This window comes from Pseudophaeobacter profundi, assembly GCF_029697505.1.
GTDB lineage: Bacteria > Pseudomonadota > Alphaproteobacteria > Rhodobacterales > Rhodobacteraceae > Pseudophaeobacter > Pseudophaeobacter profundi.
Window position 1 is genome coordinate 38,545 of record NZ_JARJEF010000017.1, and the last position, 14,906, is coordinate 53,450.

Below are 14,906 nucleotides of genomic sequence, written 5' to 3' on the forward strand. Positions count from 1 at the left end.
GCTACCTTGCTCATAGGGGCGGCTTGGGCTAGACCGCGCGGCGAGTAAATGACCCAAACCCACCCGTGAGGAGGCCTTTTCATGGCCAAGATCAAGAAACAGCCCCGTCCCAAGGCGGCGACGCCCAAGGGATTTCGTGACTATTTCGGCGAAGAGGTGACACAGCGTTCTGAAATGCTGCGTACCATCGCGGGTGTTTACCATCATTACGGGTTTGAAGCGCTGGAGAGCGCGGCGGTGGAAACCGTCGAAGCGTTGGGCAAGTTCCTGCCCGATGTCGACCGCCCCAATGCTGGCGTCTTTGCCTGGCAAGAGGTCGACGAGAACGATCCAGACAGCAACAAGGGCGACTGGATGGCGCTGCGCTATGACCTCACTGCGCCGCTGGCGCGGGTCTATGCCCAGCACCGCAACGATCTGCCCGCACCCTATCGGCGCTATGCGATGGGACCTGTGTGGCGCAATGAGAAACCCGGCCCTGGCCGCTATCGCCAGTTCTATCAATGCGATGCGGATACTGTCGGCACCGCCTCGATGGCGGCGGATGCGGAAATCTGCGCCATGCTGTCGGATACGCTGGAAACTGTCGGCATTCCACGCGGCGACTATCTGGTGCGGGTCAACAACCGCAAGGTGATGAACGGCGTGCTGGAGGTCATGGGGCTGGGCGATGACCAGCTGGCCCGTGACAATGTGCTGCGCACCATTGACAAGTTCGACAAGGTTGGTGAAGCCGGCGTGCGTGAGCTGCTGACCAAGGGGCGGCTGGATGCGTCCGGCGCCTATATTGATGGCGTTGGCCTCAGCGAGGATCAGGCAGAGCCGGTGCTGGCGTTCTTGACCTCCAAGGCCGCTGATGTGGCCAAGACCTTTGAAAACCTGCGCGCCGCTGTTGGCAGCTCGCAGGTGGGTCTGGACGGCATTGGCGAGCTGGAACAGATCGGTGATCTGCTGGCCGCGGGCGGTTATGGCAGTGATCGCATCGAAATTGATCCCTCTATCGTGCGCGGGCTTGGCTATTACACTGGCCCGGTATTTGAGGCCGAGCTTACCTTTGACATCCTGGACGAAAAGGGCCGCAAGCGGCAGTTCGGCTCTGTTGCGGGGGGCGGGCGCTATGATGATTTGGTCAAGCGCTTTACCGGCCAGGAAGTGCCGGCGACGGGTGTATCCATTGGTGTTGATCGCCTGCTGGCGGCGCTGCGCGAAAAGGGCCGCCTGGCCGCGACCCCCACCGGCCCGGTGGTGGTGACGGTGATGGACCGAGACCGCATGGCTGACTATCAGGCCATGGTGGCGGAGCTGCGCAATGCGGGCATCCGCGCCGAGGTCTATCTGGGCAACCCAAAGAACTTTGGCAACCAGCTGAAATATGCGGACAAGCGCAACTCACCCGTCGCGGTGATCGAGGGCGGCGATGAAAAGGCCAATGGGGTTATTCAGATTAAAGATCTGATCCTGGGCGCCAAGATCGCTGAAAGTGCCACTCTGGAAGAGTGGAAAGAACGCCCCAGTCAGTTTGAAGTTCCGCGTGGCGATCTGATCGCCAAGGTACGTGAAATTCTTGAAAGTCAGGGCTAAGCCATGCCGGATCGCTCTTCTACATTGGCGTTGGCCGCACGGCTGCGCATGACCTTTGAGGCCGCAGGGGCTCAGGTGGTGGATCCGCCGCTGTTGCAGCCTGCCGGTACCCTGCTGGATCTGTACGGTGAAGATATCCGGGCGCGGGCCTATGTGACGTCGGATGCGGTGCGTGGCGAACAGATGCTGCGTCCCGATTTCACCCTGCCTGTGGTGCAGATGCACATGCGCGAGGGGGCGGAACCGGCCCGCTATACCTATTCTGGCGAGGTCTTTCGCCGTCAGGAACAGGATCCGGATCGCGCCAGCGAATATCTGCAGGTCGGCTATGAGGTCTTTGAACGCGATGACCCGGCCGGCGCTGATGCCGAGGTCTTTGCGCTGATCGCGCTGCAACTGCGTGGCCTGCCCCTGCGGGCGGCAACCGGTGATATTGGCATCCTGATGGCTGCGGTTCAGGGGCTGGACACCACCGAGGTGCGCAAGGCCGCCCTGATGCGCCATATCTGGCGACCCCGGCGGTTCCGCGCCTTGCTGGATCGCTATGCCGGGCGCAGCCCGGTGCCCGAGGCGCGCCTGAAACTGCTGTCTTCTGAGGGGGTGCTGACTGGATCCGCCCCGGTGCTGGGCAAACGCAGTGAGGCAGAGGTGGATGCGCGGATCGACCTGTTGCGGGCGGATGCTGCTGCGCCGCCGCTGGCCGAAAATGAACTGCTGGCGCTGGAGGCGCTGATGGCGGTGCGTGAAACCGTGCCCTTTGCCCTGGAACAGATGCGCGATATCGCGGTGGATCTGCCGGCCATCACCCCGGCGCTGGATCGTCTGGACACCCGCGTGGCGGCGCTCAAGGCGCGCGGCATCGATATTGATAGCCTGGATTTCGAGGCCTCCTACGGGCGGACTTCAATGGAATATTACGATGGGTTTGTCTTTGGCTTTTATGCCGCAGCGCGCCCTGATCTGCCGCCGATTGCCAGTGGCGGGCGCTATGATGCGCTGACCCGGCAGTTGGGGCAGGACGGCGATATTCCCGCCGTTGGGGGCGTTTTGCGCCCGGATCTGATGCTGATGCTCGAGGAGGGTCAGTCATGAGCCTGAAACTGGGAGTACCGTCCAAGGGGCGGCTGATGGAAAAGACCTTTGATTGGTTTGCCAAGCGGGGCCTGACGCTGTCGCGCACCGGGTCAGAGCGCGAATATGCCGGCGCCATCGAAGGTGTGCCGGGTATGGAACTGGTCTTGCTGTCCGCTGGTGAAATCCCGCGCGAACTGGCGGCGGGGCGGATTCATCTGGGTGTCACAGGCACTGATCTGGTGCAGGAAAAGCTGCCGCTATGGGAACAGCAACTGCAAGAGCTACAGCCGCTGGGCTTTGGCCATGCGGATTTGATCCTGGCGGTGCCGCAATTCTGGATCGATGTGGATACGCTGGGGGATCTGGATGCGGTTGCGGCGTCGTTCCGGCGCCTGCATGGGCATCGGTTGCGCATTGCCACCAAATACCATCGGCTTGTGCGTGAATTCCTGACCGAAGCTGGCGTGGCCGACTACCAACTGGTGGATAGCCAGGGCGCTACCGAAGGCACGGTAAAGAACGAGACTGCCGAAATGGTGGCCGATATCACCTCTACCGGGGAAACCCTGCGCGCCAATCACCTGAAGCTATTGTCGGATGGTCTGGTGCTGCAAAGTCAGGCGACCCTGTGGCGCAGCCGCACGGCGGACTACACGCCCGAGGAACGCCAGACGTTGAAGGCGATGAATACCCTGATCCTCGGCTAGGTCATGGCCGCGCAGTCGGCTGTGCGCGCTGAACAGGGGCAGGGGGCTTCTCCCGTCCGTTGCCCCGGCAATAAATTGCAGGAGCGCCCGTTGGGCCGGGCGCCGCGCTATGGCGCGGCGTTTTCCGTTGCCAAGGCACCTTTGGGGACAGAGGTGCCCTTGTGAAGGGGCTTTGTGTCAGGGAAGGTTCAGGTGGCGCGCCCAGGGTAGAGCCTGCTGCGCAGGGCTGCGGTGCAGTCTTCGCCCTATCTGGCGGAGCAAAGGGAGCGGGCGGAGGTTAGATGACCCCAATTTCGGCCAACGCCTGGGAAAGCTCCAAGGGCAGGGGGACTTCTGCTGCATGGCCTTTGGGTAAATCGGCCGGGCTGTCCTCTGGTTTCAGATACCGCCAGCCCTGAAAGGGGCGTTTGATTGCCGTGTGGGTGCGCAACAGCACTGGATCCAGAACAATGGCGCAGCGGCGCACCCCGTCGTCACCGATGAGTTCATCCAGGCGCAGGATGCGCTGGCGGCATTGAATTTGGCCCTTGATGACCCAATATATTGATCCGCCAGCCAGAATTTCGGCTGCACGTTTGGGCCACATGCGGGTGACATGGCGGGGCAGGCCTTCGGGCAGGCTATGGCGGGTTGTGTCTTGCCAGTCTTGCAGACCCTCAACGCTTTCAGTGCCAACCGAGAGTTTCACCAGATTGATGTAGTTATCCACAGCTTCCCCACAGAGTCGTCCAGAGCGACACCTTTATATAGTGTTCAAATCCTTTTCGCCAGCAAGATATTGTGGTACACTCGGTAATTATTTATCAAGGTTCCGTGTTTTCGACGTTGAGGATCGGCGCCTGCCTGTAGTATCGAAGCCGCCACTTACCTTCCGATGCTGATCAATAGGGAATCACTATATGAGCCGCTTTGCTGCCCCCATCGCCGCACAAATCTGGGATATGAAATACCGTTTCAAGGAAGCGGATGGCACCCCTATTGACGTGACTGTCGAGGACAGCTGGCGCCGGATTGCCCGCGATCTGGCCCGGGCCGAAGACAAGCCCGATGTCTGGGAAGAGAAATTCTATGAGGCGCTGGAAGATTTCAAATATCTGCCCGCAGGCCGCATCACCGCAGGCGCCGGCACGGCGCGTCAGGTGACCCTGTTCAACTGTTTTGTCATGGGCACGGTGCCGGATAGCATGTCGGGGATCTTTGACATGCTGAAGGAAGCGGCGCTGACCATGCAGCAGGGCGGCGGTATCGGCTATGACTTCTCGACCATCCGGCCCCGCGGTGCCGATGTGAAAGGCGTGGCGGCAGATGCCTCTGGGCCGCTGTCCTTCATGGATGTCTGGGATGCCATGTGCCGCACCATCATGTCTGCCGGATCACGCCGCGGCGCGATGATGGCGACCATGCGCTGTGATCACCCGGATGTTGAGGCCTTCATCACCGCAAAATCTGATTCCGCACGGCTGCGTATGTTTAATATGTCTGTGCTGATCAGCGATGATTTCATGGAAGCGGTGAAGGCTGATGGCCCGTGGGAGCTGCAGTTCGATGGCAAGATCTACCACACGGTGCAGGCGCGCGATCTGTGGAACAAGATCATGCAGGCCACCTATGAATATGCCGAACCAGGCGTGATTTTCATCGACCGGATCAACAAGGCCAATAACCTGTCCTATGTTGAGGAAATCTGCGCCACCAACCCCTGTGGCGAGCAGCCGCTGCCACCCTATGGCGCTTGCCTTTTGGGGTCGATCAATATGGCACGGCTGGTATCCAACCCGTTTGAAACCGATGCAGAGCTGAACCAGGCGGCGATGCAGGAGCTGGTCGCCACCGCAGTTCGCATGATGGACAATGTGGTGGATGTGTCCAAGTTCCCGCTGGAAGCCCAGGCAGCCGAAGCACAGGCGAAGCGCCGTATTGGCCTTGGCGTGACCGGTCTGGCCGATGCGCTGCTGATGCTGGGGCTGGAATATGGCACCGACGAAGCGGCGCGTCAGACCGACCGTTGGCTGCACGCGATTGCCCGCGCCGCCTATCTGGCCTCGGTGGATTTGGCCAAGGAAAAGGGTGCCTTCCCGCTGTTCGATGCTGACGCCTATCTGGCGTCGGGCAATATGATGAACATGGATGATGACGTGCGCGATGCCATCCGCGAACATGGGATCCGCAACGCACTGCTGACCTCTATCGCCCCCACAGGCACCATCAGCCTCTATGCGGGCAATGTCTCCTCGGGGATCGAGCCGGTCTTTGCCTACGCATATACCCGCAAGGTGCTGCAGAAAGACGGCAGCCGGACGGAAGAAGAGGTGGTCGATTATGCCGTGCAGATGTACCGCGAGAAATTTGGCGCCGATGCCAAGCTGCCCGGCTATTTTGTCAACGCCCAGACCCTGTCGCCTTCGGCCCATGTCAAAATGCAGGCGGCTGCGCAGAAATGGATCGACAGCTCCATCTCCAAGACCATCAATTGCCCTGAAGACATCAGCTTTGATGATTTCAAGGACGTCTACATGCAGGCCTGGGATCAGGGCTGCAAAGGCTGCACCACCTACCGCCCCAACGATGTGACCGGCTCGGTTCTGTCGGTCTCTGAAAGCGCTGATACCGCCCCCGGTGAGAGTGCCGACGCGCCACAGGGGAGCGATGTGGATGCCAATGGCGCGGAAGTGGTCTACATGTCCGAGCCGCTGGACCGGCCGCAAAGCCTGGAGGGGCACACCTACAAGCTGAAGTGGCCGGATTCGGAACATGCGATCTATCTGACGATCAATGACATCATCATCAGCGATCACCGTCGCCCCTTTGAGGTCTTTATCAATTCCAAGAACATGGAGCACTACGCCTGGACCTTGGCGCTGACCCGGATGATCTCGGCTGTGTTCCGCCGTGGCGGGGATGTCTCCTTTGTGGTGGAAGAGCTGAAGGCGGTCTTTGATCCACGTGGCGGGGCCTGGGTGCAGGGGAAATACATCCCCTCGATCCTGGCGGCCATCGGGGGCGTGATCGAGACCCATCTGGTCAAGACGGGCTTCCTGGAAGGCGAAGGCATGGGGCTGAAATCCGACCCGCAGGCAGAGGTGGTGAGCCTGAACGCCCCGCGCGGCAAACCCTGCCCAAGCTGTGGCCAGTTCGACCTGCAAATGGTGGAAGGCTGCATGACCTGCCGCAGCTGTGGACACTCCAAATGCGGTTAGGTGTTTGATCCCACGGATGTTGTGTAGGACCCACTAAATCTTGTCCATTTCCGGGGTAATTTGTCCATTCCGGCACAGGATTAATGACCACCGGCTGCGCTGCAGTCGGTGGTTTCTTTTTATATCAATGACTTGTTCGTTTGGTGGATTCGCGGCCTGTGATGCGCCGTCGGAGCGTTCCGACCTGGTGGGCGCCGTTGACGGTTGGTCTCGCTTTCGGCATCCCTCAGGGCAAATCCGGCCGGTTTCTTTCCAACATCCCCCTCCAGCAGAGCCTCTGCCCGAGGGCATGGCGCGCTGCGCCAGAAAGGACCTCCATGACGAAGATCAAGTTCATCTATGCCCGCTTCGCTGATCCCGACGAGAACGAGTTCGCGCTCAAGCGCCGCTTTGAGTGGCATCTGCGCAAGCTCCGCGCCCTTCAGGACGGGGTGTCCCCAAAGGTTCCGGGAGACTTTGAAGATGAGTTGCGCTGGAACGAGGATCTCATCGCCGTGCCGCTCTCGGAAAAGGACCGCACAAGGTGCTGCGCCGTGCGCGCCGGGTAATGGGCGCGCGTGCCAAGGCTTTCGGGCTCAGCCATCTCAGCGCGGATGACCGGCGCGCTCTCGAGGTGTTCCGCGGCGGGGCGGACCTGATCGGCATCGTCAACGAACATCGCGCTGATGAAATCGCGGCCGCCATTCATGCCGAGATGCCCTGGATGGCGGCCGCGACTGACTTCCTTTGGAAAGCGATGCGTCGCTCGGTGCGGGTGGGAGAACCCGGATTCCGTCTACCGCCCGTGCTGCTCGATGGCCCGCCGGGGATCGGCAAGAGCGTGTGGTCGCGCGAACTCGGGCGCCACCTCGGGGTGCCGCGCTGTGGCATCGAGGGAACCGCGGAGCAGGCCTCCTTCGTCGTGAACGGCTCGCAACGCGGCTGGGGCTCGGCCTTTCCGGGACGGCCCTTGCAAACCATCGTGCAGAGCCTCTGCGCGAACCCGATCGTGGTAATCGACGAGATCGAGAAGGCCGGGACGCCGACCTCTACCAAGGGGCAGGCCTACGGCATGGCCGACGGGTTGCTGCCGCTGCTGGAACGCTCGTCTGCCGTGGCATGGAAGTGCCCCTATTATCAGGTCGGCTTCGACATGTCATGGATCAGCTGGGTCCTGACCTCGAATAGCCTGAGCACGCTTCCGGCCCCATTCCTGAGCCGTCTGGACATCCTGCGCCTTGCCGGCCCCAACAAAGGGGATCTCATCTCCTTCGCGGAGCGCGAGGGCGCAAGACGGGGGCTGTCTGATGCCGCCCTGGGCGCCATCTGCGAGGTGATCGATCAGATTTCTGAGGCGCATGAGCTCAATTTGCGCCATGTGTCCCGCATGCTGGCCAGAGCCGAGGCCATGGCAAGCAGCCCGCTGTCGCATTGAGTGGTTGATGCGAGCGCGCGCCTTAGATTGGCTTGGGCTATAGCTGCAGCTTGGGCTGACGGCCGCAGAAAGCGGGTGTCGGCCCAAGCGGCATTTGTGCAAGGCGCAAATTTACGCCAGGCGCCGACACAAAGGGCGGGAAGCTGCCGTTCGCCGCGCATGGCACGAACGGCAGCTTCCTGTGTCAGCTTGCGTCCTTGAACTCGGCGTATTCGCCTCGGACTTGGACAGTTACGGTGACATCAGAGCCATCGCGATTGCGCCAGAACCAGCCATGCTCGCCATTTAAGGCGGCGACGATCTGACCTTCATTGCCTGTTGATCCGCGTCCCTTTTCATAGGTCACGGATTTGCCACCACCGTGGCCATGCAAGTCGAAGTTGACGCGCCCGCCTTCGACCAGCATTCGGTATTCCACCGTTTGACCCTCTTCCATGACCAGCTTCCACTCGGCACTGTCACCGGGTGCCAGCGTGAAAGTGGTTTCGTCGCGCCAGATTTCAGCTTCCTGCGCGTGTGCAGCGCCGACAAAGAGCCCGAAGATGTCGTTCATCAAGCTCGACTCTTCCTGTCCCTCAAGCTCCAATAGCCTGTCTGCTTCGGCCTCTTCCGCAAGCTGGGTCTTGATCTCGCCCATTTCGGTCAGGCCGATCACGCCACCAATCCCCGTCGGGTCGATGTTGTATTCTGCGGGAAGCACGACAGTCACAAGGATCGCAACCGCGCTGGCCGCCGCAATGGCGGTGGAACGGATGAGCTGCGCAGAGCTTGGCAACTCATCAAGGCTTGGTTTTTCTGCGTTAAACATTTTACTCTCCTAAGGTCTCAGGTGGCTATAAAGTAGCCGGTGATTTGCAAACCCATGAGGATGAATCCCATGGACATCATGACGACATTGGCTGTGTAGGCTTGGCTGAAAAACTTCGGGGATTTCCGCCAATAGCCCATGACGATGAGGATGACGGCAAGCGCCATCAGCTGGCCCAGTTCGACGCCGACGTTGAACGCCAGAAGATTGGCCAATAGCCCGTCCGAGGCGATCTCGTAGTCGAGGATCTTGGTGGCAAGGCCCGTGCCATGGAAAAAACCGAAGATCAGCGTAGCGACCTTGGTGTTGGGTTGAACACCGAACCAGCGCTGATAGGCCCCCAGATTGTCGAGTGCCTTGTAGACGACTGAAAGGCCGATAATGGCATCTACAATATACGCGTTGATGCCCCAGCCGAACCAGACACCGGCAAGCATCGTGGTCGAGTGACCAACCGCGAAAATGCTGACATAGATACCCACGTCCTTCATCCGGTAAAGAAAGAAGACAACGCCGAGCAGGAACAGGATGTGGTCATATCCGGTCACCATGTGTTTGGCACCGAGGTACATGAAGGGGATGATGTTCACTCCCCAGATTTCCTGGATGTAACCTGCGTCGCCTTCGGTGACATTATGGGCAAGCGCATGGCCCGCACTCAGAAAGAGTGCCGACAGCGTGATTAAGGACAGGATCACGACCCGGCTTATGCCGGGATCGGTCCAGTCCCGATGGACTGTATTCATGGATTGAACTCCGTATGTGTGTTGTTGATCGCGAAATGCACACCAATGGCGTGCAGTCGATCAAGCGCGCGGAGGTCGTTCGATCAGATATACCTGTAGCGGATCAGAGGTGTCTGAACCCAGTCGCCACGCAGTTTTGTAGATATCGAGTAGCTGCGGCGACAGATCAGGGCGCGGCACGACGGCCTGACTGTGATCGTGATCGACGCTGTCGTGGCTGTGCCCGTGCATTGCCCAGGCGAGGTCTTCTTCCAGACCATGCGAATGCCCGTGCTCGGCAATCATTTCCGCGTGATCCTGAAACACATCGAGGATGGCGGGCGTATGAGAGGTCGTTGGCACCACCGACCAGACTGTCACGGCCGCACAGAGCATCATTACCAATACGGCCTTTCTGATTGTCCGTAAGGTTGTCATTGCTCTGGCTGCCCATTCTTCTCTTTCACGACTTCGTCTTGCCTTATCCCCCGGGGGAGGATAAGAGCCTCTTATGTCAAAACCCCATATCCATGCAAGTCATCCCGCCCTTATCGCTCGGCTGAAACGCGCTGATGGCCACTTGCGCGCCGTGATCGCGATGATCGAGGACGGTAAGCCTTGCCTTCAGATCGCCCAGCAGATGCAGGCTGTCGAAAAGGCAATAACAAACGCCAAACGGGCATTGATCCACGACCATATGGATCATTGCCTGGATGCCGAAGACCCCGCAACAGATCTCGCTGAGCTGCGAACGATCGCCCGATATCTCTGAGGTCCTCCATGTTCGACATCCTTTCCGACCGCACCTATCGCCATCTGTTTCTGGCGCAGGTCGTGGCTCTTCTGGGAACCGGTCTTGCGACTGTCGCACTCGGCTTGCTTGCATTCGATCTTGCCGGCGATGGTGCTGCGATGGTGCTTGGCACGGTCTTCACCATCAAGATGGTGGCCTATGTGGGTATCGCGCCTGTTGCGGGGGCCTTTGCTGATCGCGTGCCGCGCCGCGCGTTTTTGGTGTCACTCGATCTGGTGCGTGCTGGTGTGGCACTGGCACTGCCTTTTGTGACCGAGGTCTGGCAGGTCTATATCTTGATCTTCCTGCTGCAATCCGCTTCTGCCGCCTTCACCCCGACCTTTCAAGCGACGATCCCGGACGTTCTGCCAGAAGAGGCACGTTATACCCGTGCGCTGTCACTGTCGCGGCTGGCCTACGATCTGGAAAACATCATCAGCCCAACCCTGGCAGCACTTCTGCTCGCGGTGATGTCTTACAACTCGCTTTTCCTTGGCACCGTTGTTGGGTTTACTGCCTCGGCTTTTCTGGTTGTATCGGTGCTTCTGCCAAGTCCTAAGGCCTCCGAGCCGCGGGGCATCTATGACCGGACGACACGTGGTATCCGCATCTATCTTGCCACACCCCGCCTTCGCGGGCTTCTGGCGCTGAACCTCGCGGCTGCAGCGGCGGGGGCAATGGTGCTGGTCAACACTGTCGTTCTGGTGCGCGGATCGCTTGGCCTGTCAGAAAGCGCGCTGGCCTGGACGATGTTTGCCTTCGGCGCGGGTTCCATGGCTGCTGCTCTGATCCTCCCGCGCATCCTGGATACCCTGCCGGACCGGCCGGTAATGTTCTGCGGCGCTGCCTTGATGGTCGTAACTCTGTTCGGGATGGGAGTGACGACCCTTGCAACCGGACTTGGCTGGCCGACCCTTCTTGGGGCGTGGTTACTGGTGGGCCTTGGATACTCTGCCGTCCTCACCCCTTCCGGCCGGTTGTTGCGCCGTTCCGCCCATGCCGTGGACCGTCCCGCGCTATTCGCCGCGCAATTCGCCCTCTCCCATGCCTGTTGGTTGGTGACCTATCCGCTGTCGGGCTGGCTGTTGACTGTCTATGGCGTCGTTCCAGCGCTTATGGGCCTCGCGCTCCTGGCTGCCGCTGGCATGCTTGCTGCGCTGAAGCTATGGCCCTCTGGCGATCCCGTCGAACTTGAACACACCCACGATAACCTGCCACTCGATCATCCCCATCTGAAGGGACACCGCAGACACAGCCACCCGCTGGTTATCGACGAAAGCCATCCTCGATGGGCCACCCATTTCTAAACGTTGCGCCCCACAGACAAGGCAGGGAAAATTCCGCTTCAATTTATCGAGACGCTGATACCCGTTCTAAGGCCAGTACCGGTCAAATTGGATTGGGAGCGGACCTTCGTTGCAGCGAGTATGGGGGTCCGCTCTGGGCCGAACCCGCTAAACAACACGCATCGTATGGCATTGTCCGATTTTCACCGCTGCCAGTATCGGTCGCCCTGAGACGTTGGGTTGCCTAAAACTGTTAGTCGCTTGGCGGACTTCTTTCCTCCAAACGGAAAGCTGTTCGCAAATGCCAAGGCAGCCTCTTGTGTGGCAAAGGTGTAGGCCAAGCCCGGATTTCCAGTTGTACTAAAACCACCTTTTCGCCAGGTCGCGTAACTCGATCCGCTTCTGCCGCGCCCCACAAGCCCTACCCAAGGATGTTGTTCATCGTGGTCTCGGGTTCCACCAAGCTGTTCTGGAAGTGGTAGCTCACTGCTCATCTGGTTTGCCTTTTTTCTTGGTTTGAAATGGTAAGATCTCTGGAAAACAATTTATATGTGTTCACTCTGGTAATGGAAGACAAGGCTCGCCCGTCTCTGTAGTAGACAAATGTGGTGCCATCCGTATTGCGTTCGCAGCGAATGGTGGCAAAGCGGGCTGCGACTGCAGCATCCCAGTGTGACGTCGAGAGTCCGCAATGGGCCGGGTCCGTTTACGATGGCAATTGGTGGAGCAGATTGTAGGATCAACCGAAACCTTCGGAGGTGCTTCCTGGTGAAATCGCGTAAAGATTGGGAAATTGTGCGTTGGGAATTCGTGAAGGCTGTTGCGAACAATGACTTCACGCGGGTCGTCGGGCTGATACCTATAGCCGGTTACCTGATCCTGTTTAACGATGAGATCGCTGGGATGCTTTCGTTTGATGCACTAGCAGGCGTTGGGGGAGCAGAGAGATCCCCCTTCCTCTTGGACGGTCTAACCAAGCTTCGGTTGGTGTTCTTCGGCAGCCTGCTCGTGCTTGGCTCATTCGTGACATTCCGAGTGTTCCGTCCAGAGGTTCTGGAAACCGCCAAAAACGACTTAGATTTTTCTGAACTAGTAAGGCAGAGATACAGCGTCTACGAGCTCGCCCATATGGAAGAGCGCGTTTATTCTGAGTCGTGGATCGAACGAACGGAGGCATTTTGGATAGTGTTGGGTGCGCCGCGTGCCAAGAAGCCTGTGGTTTCAGGTTATAGGCCAGACGTCAGAGCCCATATGTTCTCCAAGCATGGCGACTACATAGGCTACCTCGCCAGAGAATGGTGGGTTGGTATGATGCACACCTATAAGCCCGCGCGAATAATCTCCCTGGTGTTTGGATCTCTGGGGTATTTCATGCTGGCAGTTCCCACGATGGACATCGCTCAGGCTGTTCTGCGGCACATATTCATCCGCTAGTGTGCGGTCGCAGCGAAGGTCCGGTCTGACGGGCTGCGCTGCGGCCTGATGAGCGAATAGTCAATGTCCGCAGAGGGCCGGGAGCATCGGCCGCTGCTGCTTACCAGGCGACCGATCCGCGGCGTTGCCGCATGACTGCTCCGCGCCCAGGTTGACTGATGATCCACGCGCATTGAGGGCGCCCGTAGAATGAGCTACCACACCTTAAACGATGCCGGAGGGAAGAATGTTCAATTTGATTGTTTCAGGACGAGTGGAAAATGACCGTCGCGGCTTCATTACGGCCGAACGGGTGTTTGGATATACGACCGATGAGGTCAAGAACCAGTTTATGAACGACAAGAGTATTGATTTTCAATCCGTTTTGAAATTCCCCACACTTCTGATGGAGGAAGGCAGGGGCGACGAGGTGGCGCGTATTGCTTGGCTCTCGCGGGTGACGCGGAAAGGCTCCGACTACCAGCTTGACTACACCATTGATCCTGATTTGCCCAAGATAACCAATGCCGACATTGATACGCTTCAATCTGAACTTGATATGCACGATTGGGAGCTGGGCACCAATCACTGGGCGATTAAAGACGTTGACCTTTTCGAGGTTTTATTTCGCAAATCGACCGGGAAGCGAGTTGCTCCGACTGTATTCCAGTTGAATGAAAAACCAATCAATCCGAAACTCGTGTCGTTCATGATGCCTTTTTCGGGGCAGTTTACATCGGTCTATCATGACGTAAAGGCCGCCCTTGAAGCAGACGGCTACCAGTGCCAGCGAGCAGATGATATGTGGGTTCACGCCCACATCATGACTGACATCATTGAGTTGATTTGCACCTCGGCGGTTATCGTCTGCGATCTGTCAGGCAAGAACCCCAACGTATTTTACGAGGCCGGAATTGCCCACACACTCGGGAAAGAGGTTGTGCTGATTACTCAGTCTCACGATGATGTCCCCTTCGACCTGCGCCCGATCCGCTATCTGGATTACTTGAACAACGGGGAAGGCCGAGCCAAGCTCGCGAAGGACATTCTTGCTCGTGTCCAGGCCGTCACAAATCCCTAAAAGACCTTCCCCGACCGTGCCTTCATGTTCGACTGAGCACACAAGCTCATCGAACTAAATACGAGGTTGCCGCGAACGGCATCTCTGTCTGCTCACCGGACCTTGCCGATGGCCTGGATGCTGCACCACCTCTCTAAAGTCCGCTTCTGGGATGCGCTGACCGGCTGACGAATGTCTGGTTAGGGCCGAGACCCGACATTGATGGCGCTGCGTCGCTCAACCGTAGAGCACCCGTTCGGCACAATCAAAGCCTGGATGGGTGCGACGCACTTCCGGATGCGCACGCTCAAGAATGTCCGCACCGAGATGGCATTCCATGTCCTCGCCTACAAGATCAAGAGGATGATCAATCTGATCGGGGTGCGTGGGCTTCTTGCCGCAATTCCGGTCTGATCAGGGGCGCTCAGCTCAAATCGCGCCCAATTAATCGCCACAAAAGCACAGATTCAGCGCCCTCCGGCGCACAAGGTGCCACAATGGTCAAAAATCCGGGTGCTTCCACAAAATCAACCGAAAAATCCTCTTCGTCGAGAAATCAAGCGAGTTTCCACACGCCCTCGGCTGGCTGCAGCCATTTGGAGATCAACCCCACGCCCATCTATGCTACGCTGCTTTTGCCGCCAAGTGTTGATTGTCACTGAGAACTGACCCGGTATTTTCACCGAGATTTGACCCACCTTCAGTTATGCGCTGTAGTTTATGATGTGTGACCTGAGCCCCAAGTTTCCTCCACCTAGCGGAGAGTCCTTGGGGTTGGTTTGATGGCCCTACGCGGCCAGTTTGTCCATCGTTCTTTTCTCAGCAAATTCTCTGGGCGTCAGGTTTCC

General features: G+C 58.7%; 14 protein-coding genes and 1 pseudogene. 11 read left to right on the plus strand and 4 right to left on the minus strand.

Annotated elements, in window-relative coordinates:
* Positions 1 to 81: 81 nt before the first annotated feature.
* The 3 genes from hisS to hisG are packed head-to-tail and all read left to right on the plus strand — an operon-like array spanning position 82 to position 3,362.
* Positions 82 to 1,581 (plus strand): histidine--tRNA ligase, encoded by a 1,500-nt coding sequence (hisS, locus tag P2081_RS18770; protein ID WP_278924331.1) that lies wholly within the window; start codon positions 82 to 84, stop codon positions 1,579 to 1,581.
* A 3-nt stretch (positions 1,582 to 1,584) separates the two neighbouring features.
* Positions 1,585 to 2,673 (plus strand): ATP phosphoribosyltransferase regulatory subunit, encoded by a 1,089-nt coding sequence (locus tag P2081_RS18775; protein ID WP_278924332.1) that lies wholly within the window; start codon positions 1,585 to 1,587, stop codon positions 2,671 to 2,673.
* The gene (gene hisG / locus P2081_RS18780) at positions 2,670 to 3,362 is read left to right on the plus strand and encodes an ATP phosphoribosyltransferase (protein WP_278924333.1); all 693 of its coding nucleotides are present in this window, start codon (positions 2,670 to 2,672) and stop codon (positions 3,360 to 3,362) included. Before P2081_RS18775 ends, hisG begins: the two co-directional genes overlap by 4 nt.
* 277 nt (positions 3,363 to 3,639) lie before the next feature.
* Here the strand turns inward: hisG and P2081_RS18785 are convergent, their stop codons facing one another.
* On the minus strand, positions 3,640 to 4,071 hold the full coding sequence (locus P2081_RS18785; protein ID WP_278924334.1) for a DUF1489 family protein: 432 nt from the start codon (positions 4,069 to 4,071) through the stop codon (positions 3,640 to 3,642).
* A 190-nt stretch (positions 4,072 to 4,261) separates the two neighbouring features.
* Here P2081_RS18785 and P2081_RS18790 point away from each other — a divergent pair, with 190 nt between their 5' ends.
* The 3 genes from P2081_RS18790 (at position 4,262) to P2081_RS18800 (ending at position 7,973) form a co-directional block, all read left to right on the plus strand.
* Positions 4,262 to 6,559: an adenosylcobalamin-dependent ribonucleoside-diphosphate reductase gene (locus P2081_RS18790; RefSeq protein ID WP_278924335.1), complete on the plus strand. Its 2,298-nt coding sequence runs from the start codon at positions 4,262 to 4,264 to the stop codon at positions 6,557 to 6,559.
* Positions 6,560 to 6,876: 317 nt separating this feature from the next.
* A complete protein-coding gene (locus P2081_RS18795) occupies positions 6,877 to 7,107 on the plus strand; it encodes a hypothetical protein (RefSeq protein WP_278924336.1) in 231 nt (76 codons plus the stop codon).
* Positions 7,083 to 7,973 carry an AAA family ATPase gene (locus tag P2081_RS18800; protein WP_278924337.1) on the plus strand — a complete coding sequence of 297 codons (891 nt, stop codon included), beginning with the start codon at positions 7,083 to 7,085 and terminating at the stop codon, positions 7,971 to 7,973. The genes P2081_RS18795 and P2081_RS18800 overlap by 25 nt, the downstream gene beginning before the upstream one ends.
* A 184-nt stretch (positions 7,974 to 8,157) precedes the next feature.
* Here the strand turns inward: P2081_RS18800 and P2081_RS18805 are convergent, their stop codons facing one another.
* Genes P2081_RS18805 through P2081_RS18815 form a run of 3 tightly spaced genes read right to left on the minus strand, consistent with a single transcriptional unit; the run spans position 8,158 to position 9,944 of the window.
* A complete protein-coding gene (locus P2081_RS18805; RefSeq protein WP_278924338.1) occupies positions 8,158 to 8,781 on the minus strand; it encodes a transmembrane anchor protein in 624 nt (207 codons plus the stop codon).
* A 17-nt stretch (positions 8,782 to 8,798) separates the two neighbouring features.
* Entirely contained in the window at positions 8,799 to 9,527 is a 729-nt protein-coding gene (locus P2081_RS18810; protein ID WP_278924339.1) for a HupE/UreJ family protein, read from the minus strand.
* Positions 9,528 to 9,587: 60 nt separating this feature from the next.
* Positions 9,588 to 9,944, minus strand: coding sequence for a hypothetical protein (locus P2081_RS18815; RefSeq protein ID WP_278924340.1), 357 nt, complete (start codon positions 9,942 to 9,944; stop codon positions 9,588 to 9,590).
* A 73-nt stretch (positions 9,945 to 10,017) separates the two neighbouring features.
* Here P2081_RS18815 and P2081_RS18820 point away from each other — a divergent pair, with 73 nt between their 5' ends.
* The 5 genes and pseudogenes from P2081_RS18820 to P2081_RS18840 all read left to right on the plus strand — a co-directional run.
* Positions 10,018 to 10,278 (plus strand): metal-sensing transcriptional repressor, encoded by a 261-nt coding sequence (locus P2081_RS18820; RefSeq protein WP_082645701.1) that lies wholly within the window; start codon positions 10,018 to 10,020, stop codon positions 10,276 to 10,278.
* An 8-nt stretch (positions 10,279 to 10,286) separates the two neighbouring features.
* Positions 10,287 to 11,606 carry an MFS transporter gene (locus tag P2081_RS18825; protein ID WP_278924341.1) on the plus strand — a complete coding sequence of 440 codons (1,320 nt, stop codon included), beginning with the start codon at positions 10,287 to 10,289 and terminating at the stop codon, positions 11,604 to 11,606.
* 747 nt (positions 11,607 to 12,353) lie between these two features.
* Positions 12,354 to 13,019, plus strand: coding sequence for a hypothetical protein (locus tag P2081_RS18830; protein WP_278924342.1), 666 nt, complete (start codon positions 12,354 to 12,356; stop codon positions 13,017 to 13,019).
* A 226-nt stretch (positions 13,020 to 13,245) separates the two neighbouring features.
* On the plus strand, positions 13,246 to 14,079 hold the full coding sequence (locus tag P2081_RS18835; protein ID WP_278924343.1) for a hypothetical protein: 834 nt from the start codon (positions 13,246 to 13,248) through the stop codon (positions 14,077 to 14,079).
* Between the two features lie 192 nt (positions 14,080 to 14,271).
* Positions 14,272 to 14,472, plus strand: a pseudogene (locus tag P2081_RS18840) (transposase); the annotation flags it as partial.
* Positions 14,473 to 14,906: the final 434 nt, after the last annotated feature.

Coding starts and splice junctions, on each gene's coding strand:
- hisS (WP_278924331.1), top strand. CDS start 82: ATGGCCAAGATCAAGAAACAGCCCCGTCCCAAGGCGGCGACGCCCAAG.
- P2081_RS18775 (WP_278924332.1), top strand. CDS start 1,585: ATGCCGGATCGCTCTTCTACATTGGCGTTGGCCGCACGGCTGCGCATG.
- hisG (WP_278924333.1), top strand. CDS start 2,670: ATGAGCCTGAAACTGGGAGTACCGTCCAAGGGGCGGCTGATGGAAAAG.
- P2081_RS18790 (WP_278924335.1), top strand. CDS start 4,262: ATGAGCCGCTTTGCTGCCCCCATCGCCGCACAAATCTGGGATATGAAA.
- P2081_RS18795 (WP_278924336.1), top strand. CDS start 6,877: ATGACGAAGATCAAGTTCATCTATGCCCGCTTCGCTGATCCCGACGAG.
- P2081_RS18805 (WP_278924338.1), bottom strand. CDS start 8,781: ATGTTTAACGCAGAAAAACCAAGCCTTGATGAGTTGCCAAGCTCTGCG.
- P2081_RS18810 (WP_278924339.1), bottom strand. CDS start 9,527: ATGAATACAGTCCATCGGGACTGGACCGATCCCGGCATAAGCCGGGTC.
- P2081_RS18815 (WP_278924340.1), bottom strand. CDS start 9,944: ATGACAACCTTACGGACAATCAGAAAGGCCGTATTGGTAATGATGCTC.
- P2081_RS18820 (WP_082645701.1), top strand. CDS start 10,018: ATGTCAAAACCCCATATCCATGCAAGTCATCCCGCCCTTATCGCTCGG.
- P2081_RS18825 (WP_278924341.1), top strand. CDS start 10,287: ATGTTCGACATCCTTTCCGACCGCACCTATCGCCATCTGTTTCTGGCG.
- P2081_RS18835 (WP_278924343.1), top strand. CDS start 13,246: ATGTTCAATTTGATTGTTTCAGGACGAGTGGAAAATGACCGTCGCGGC.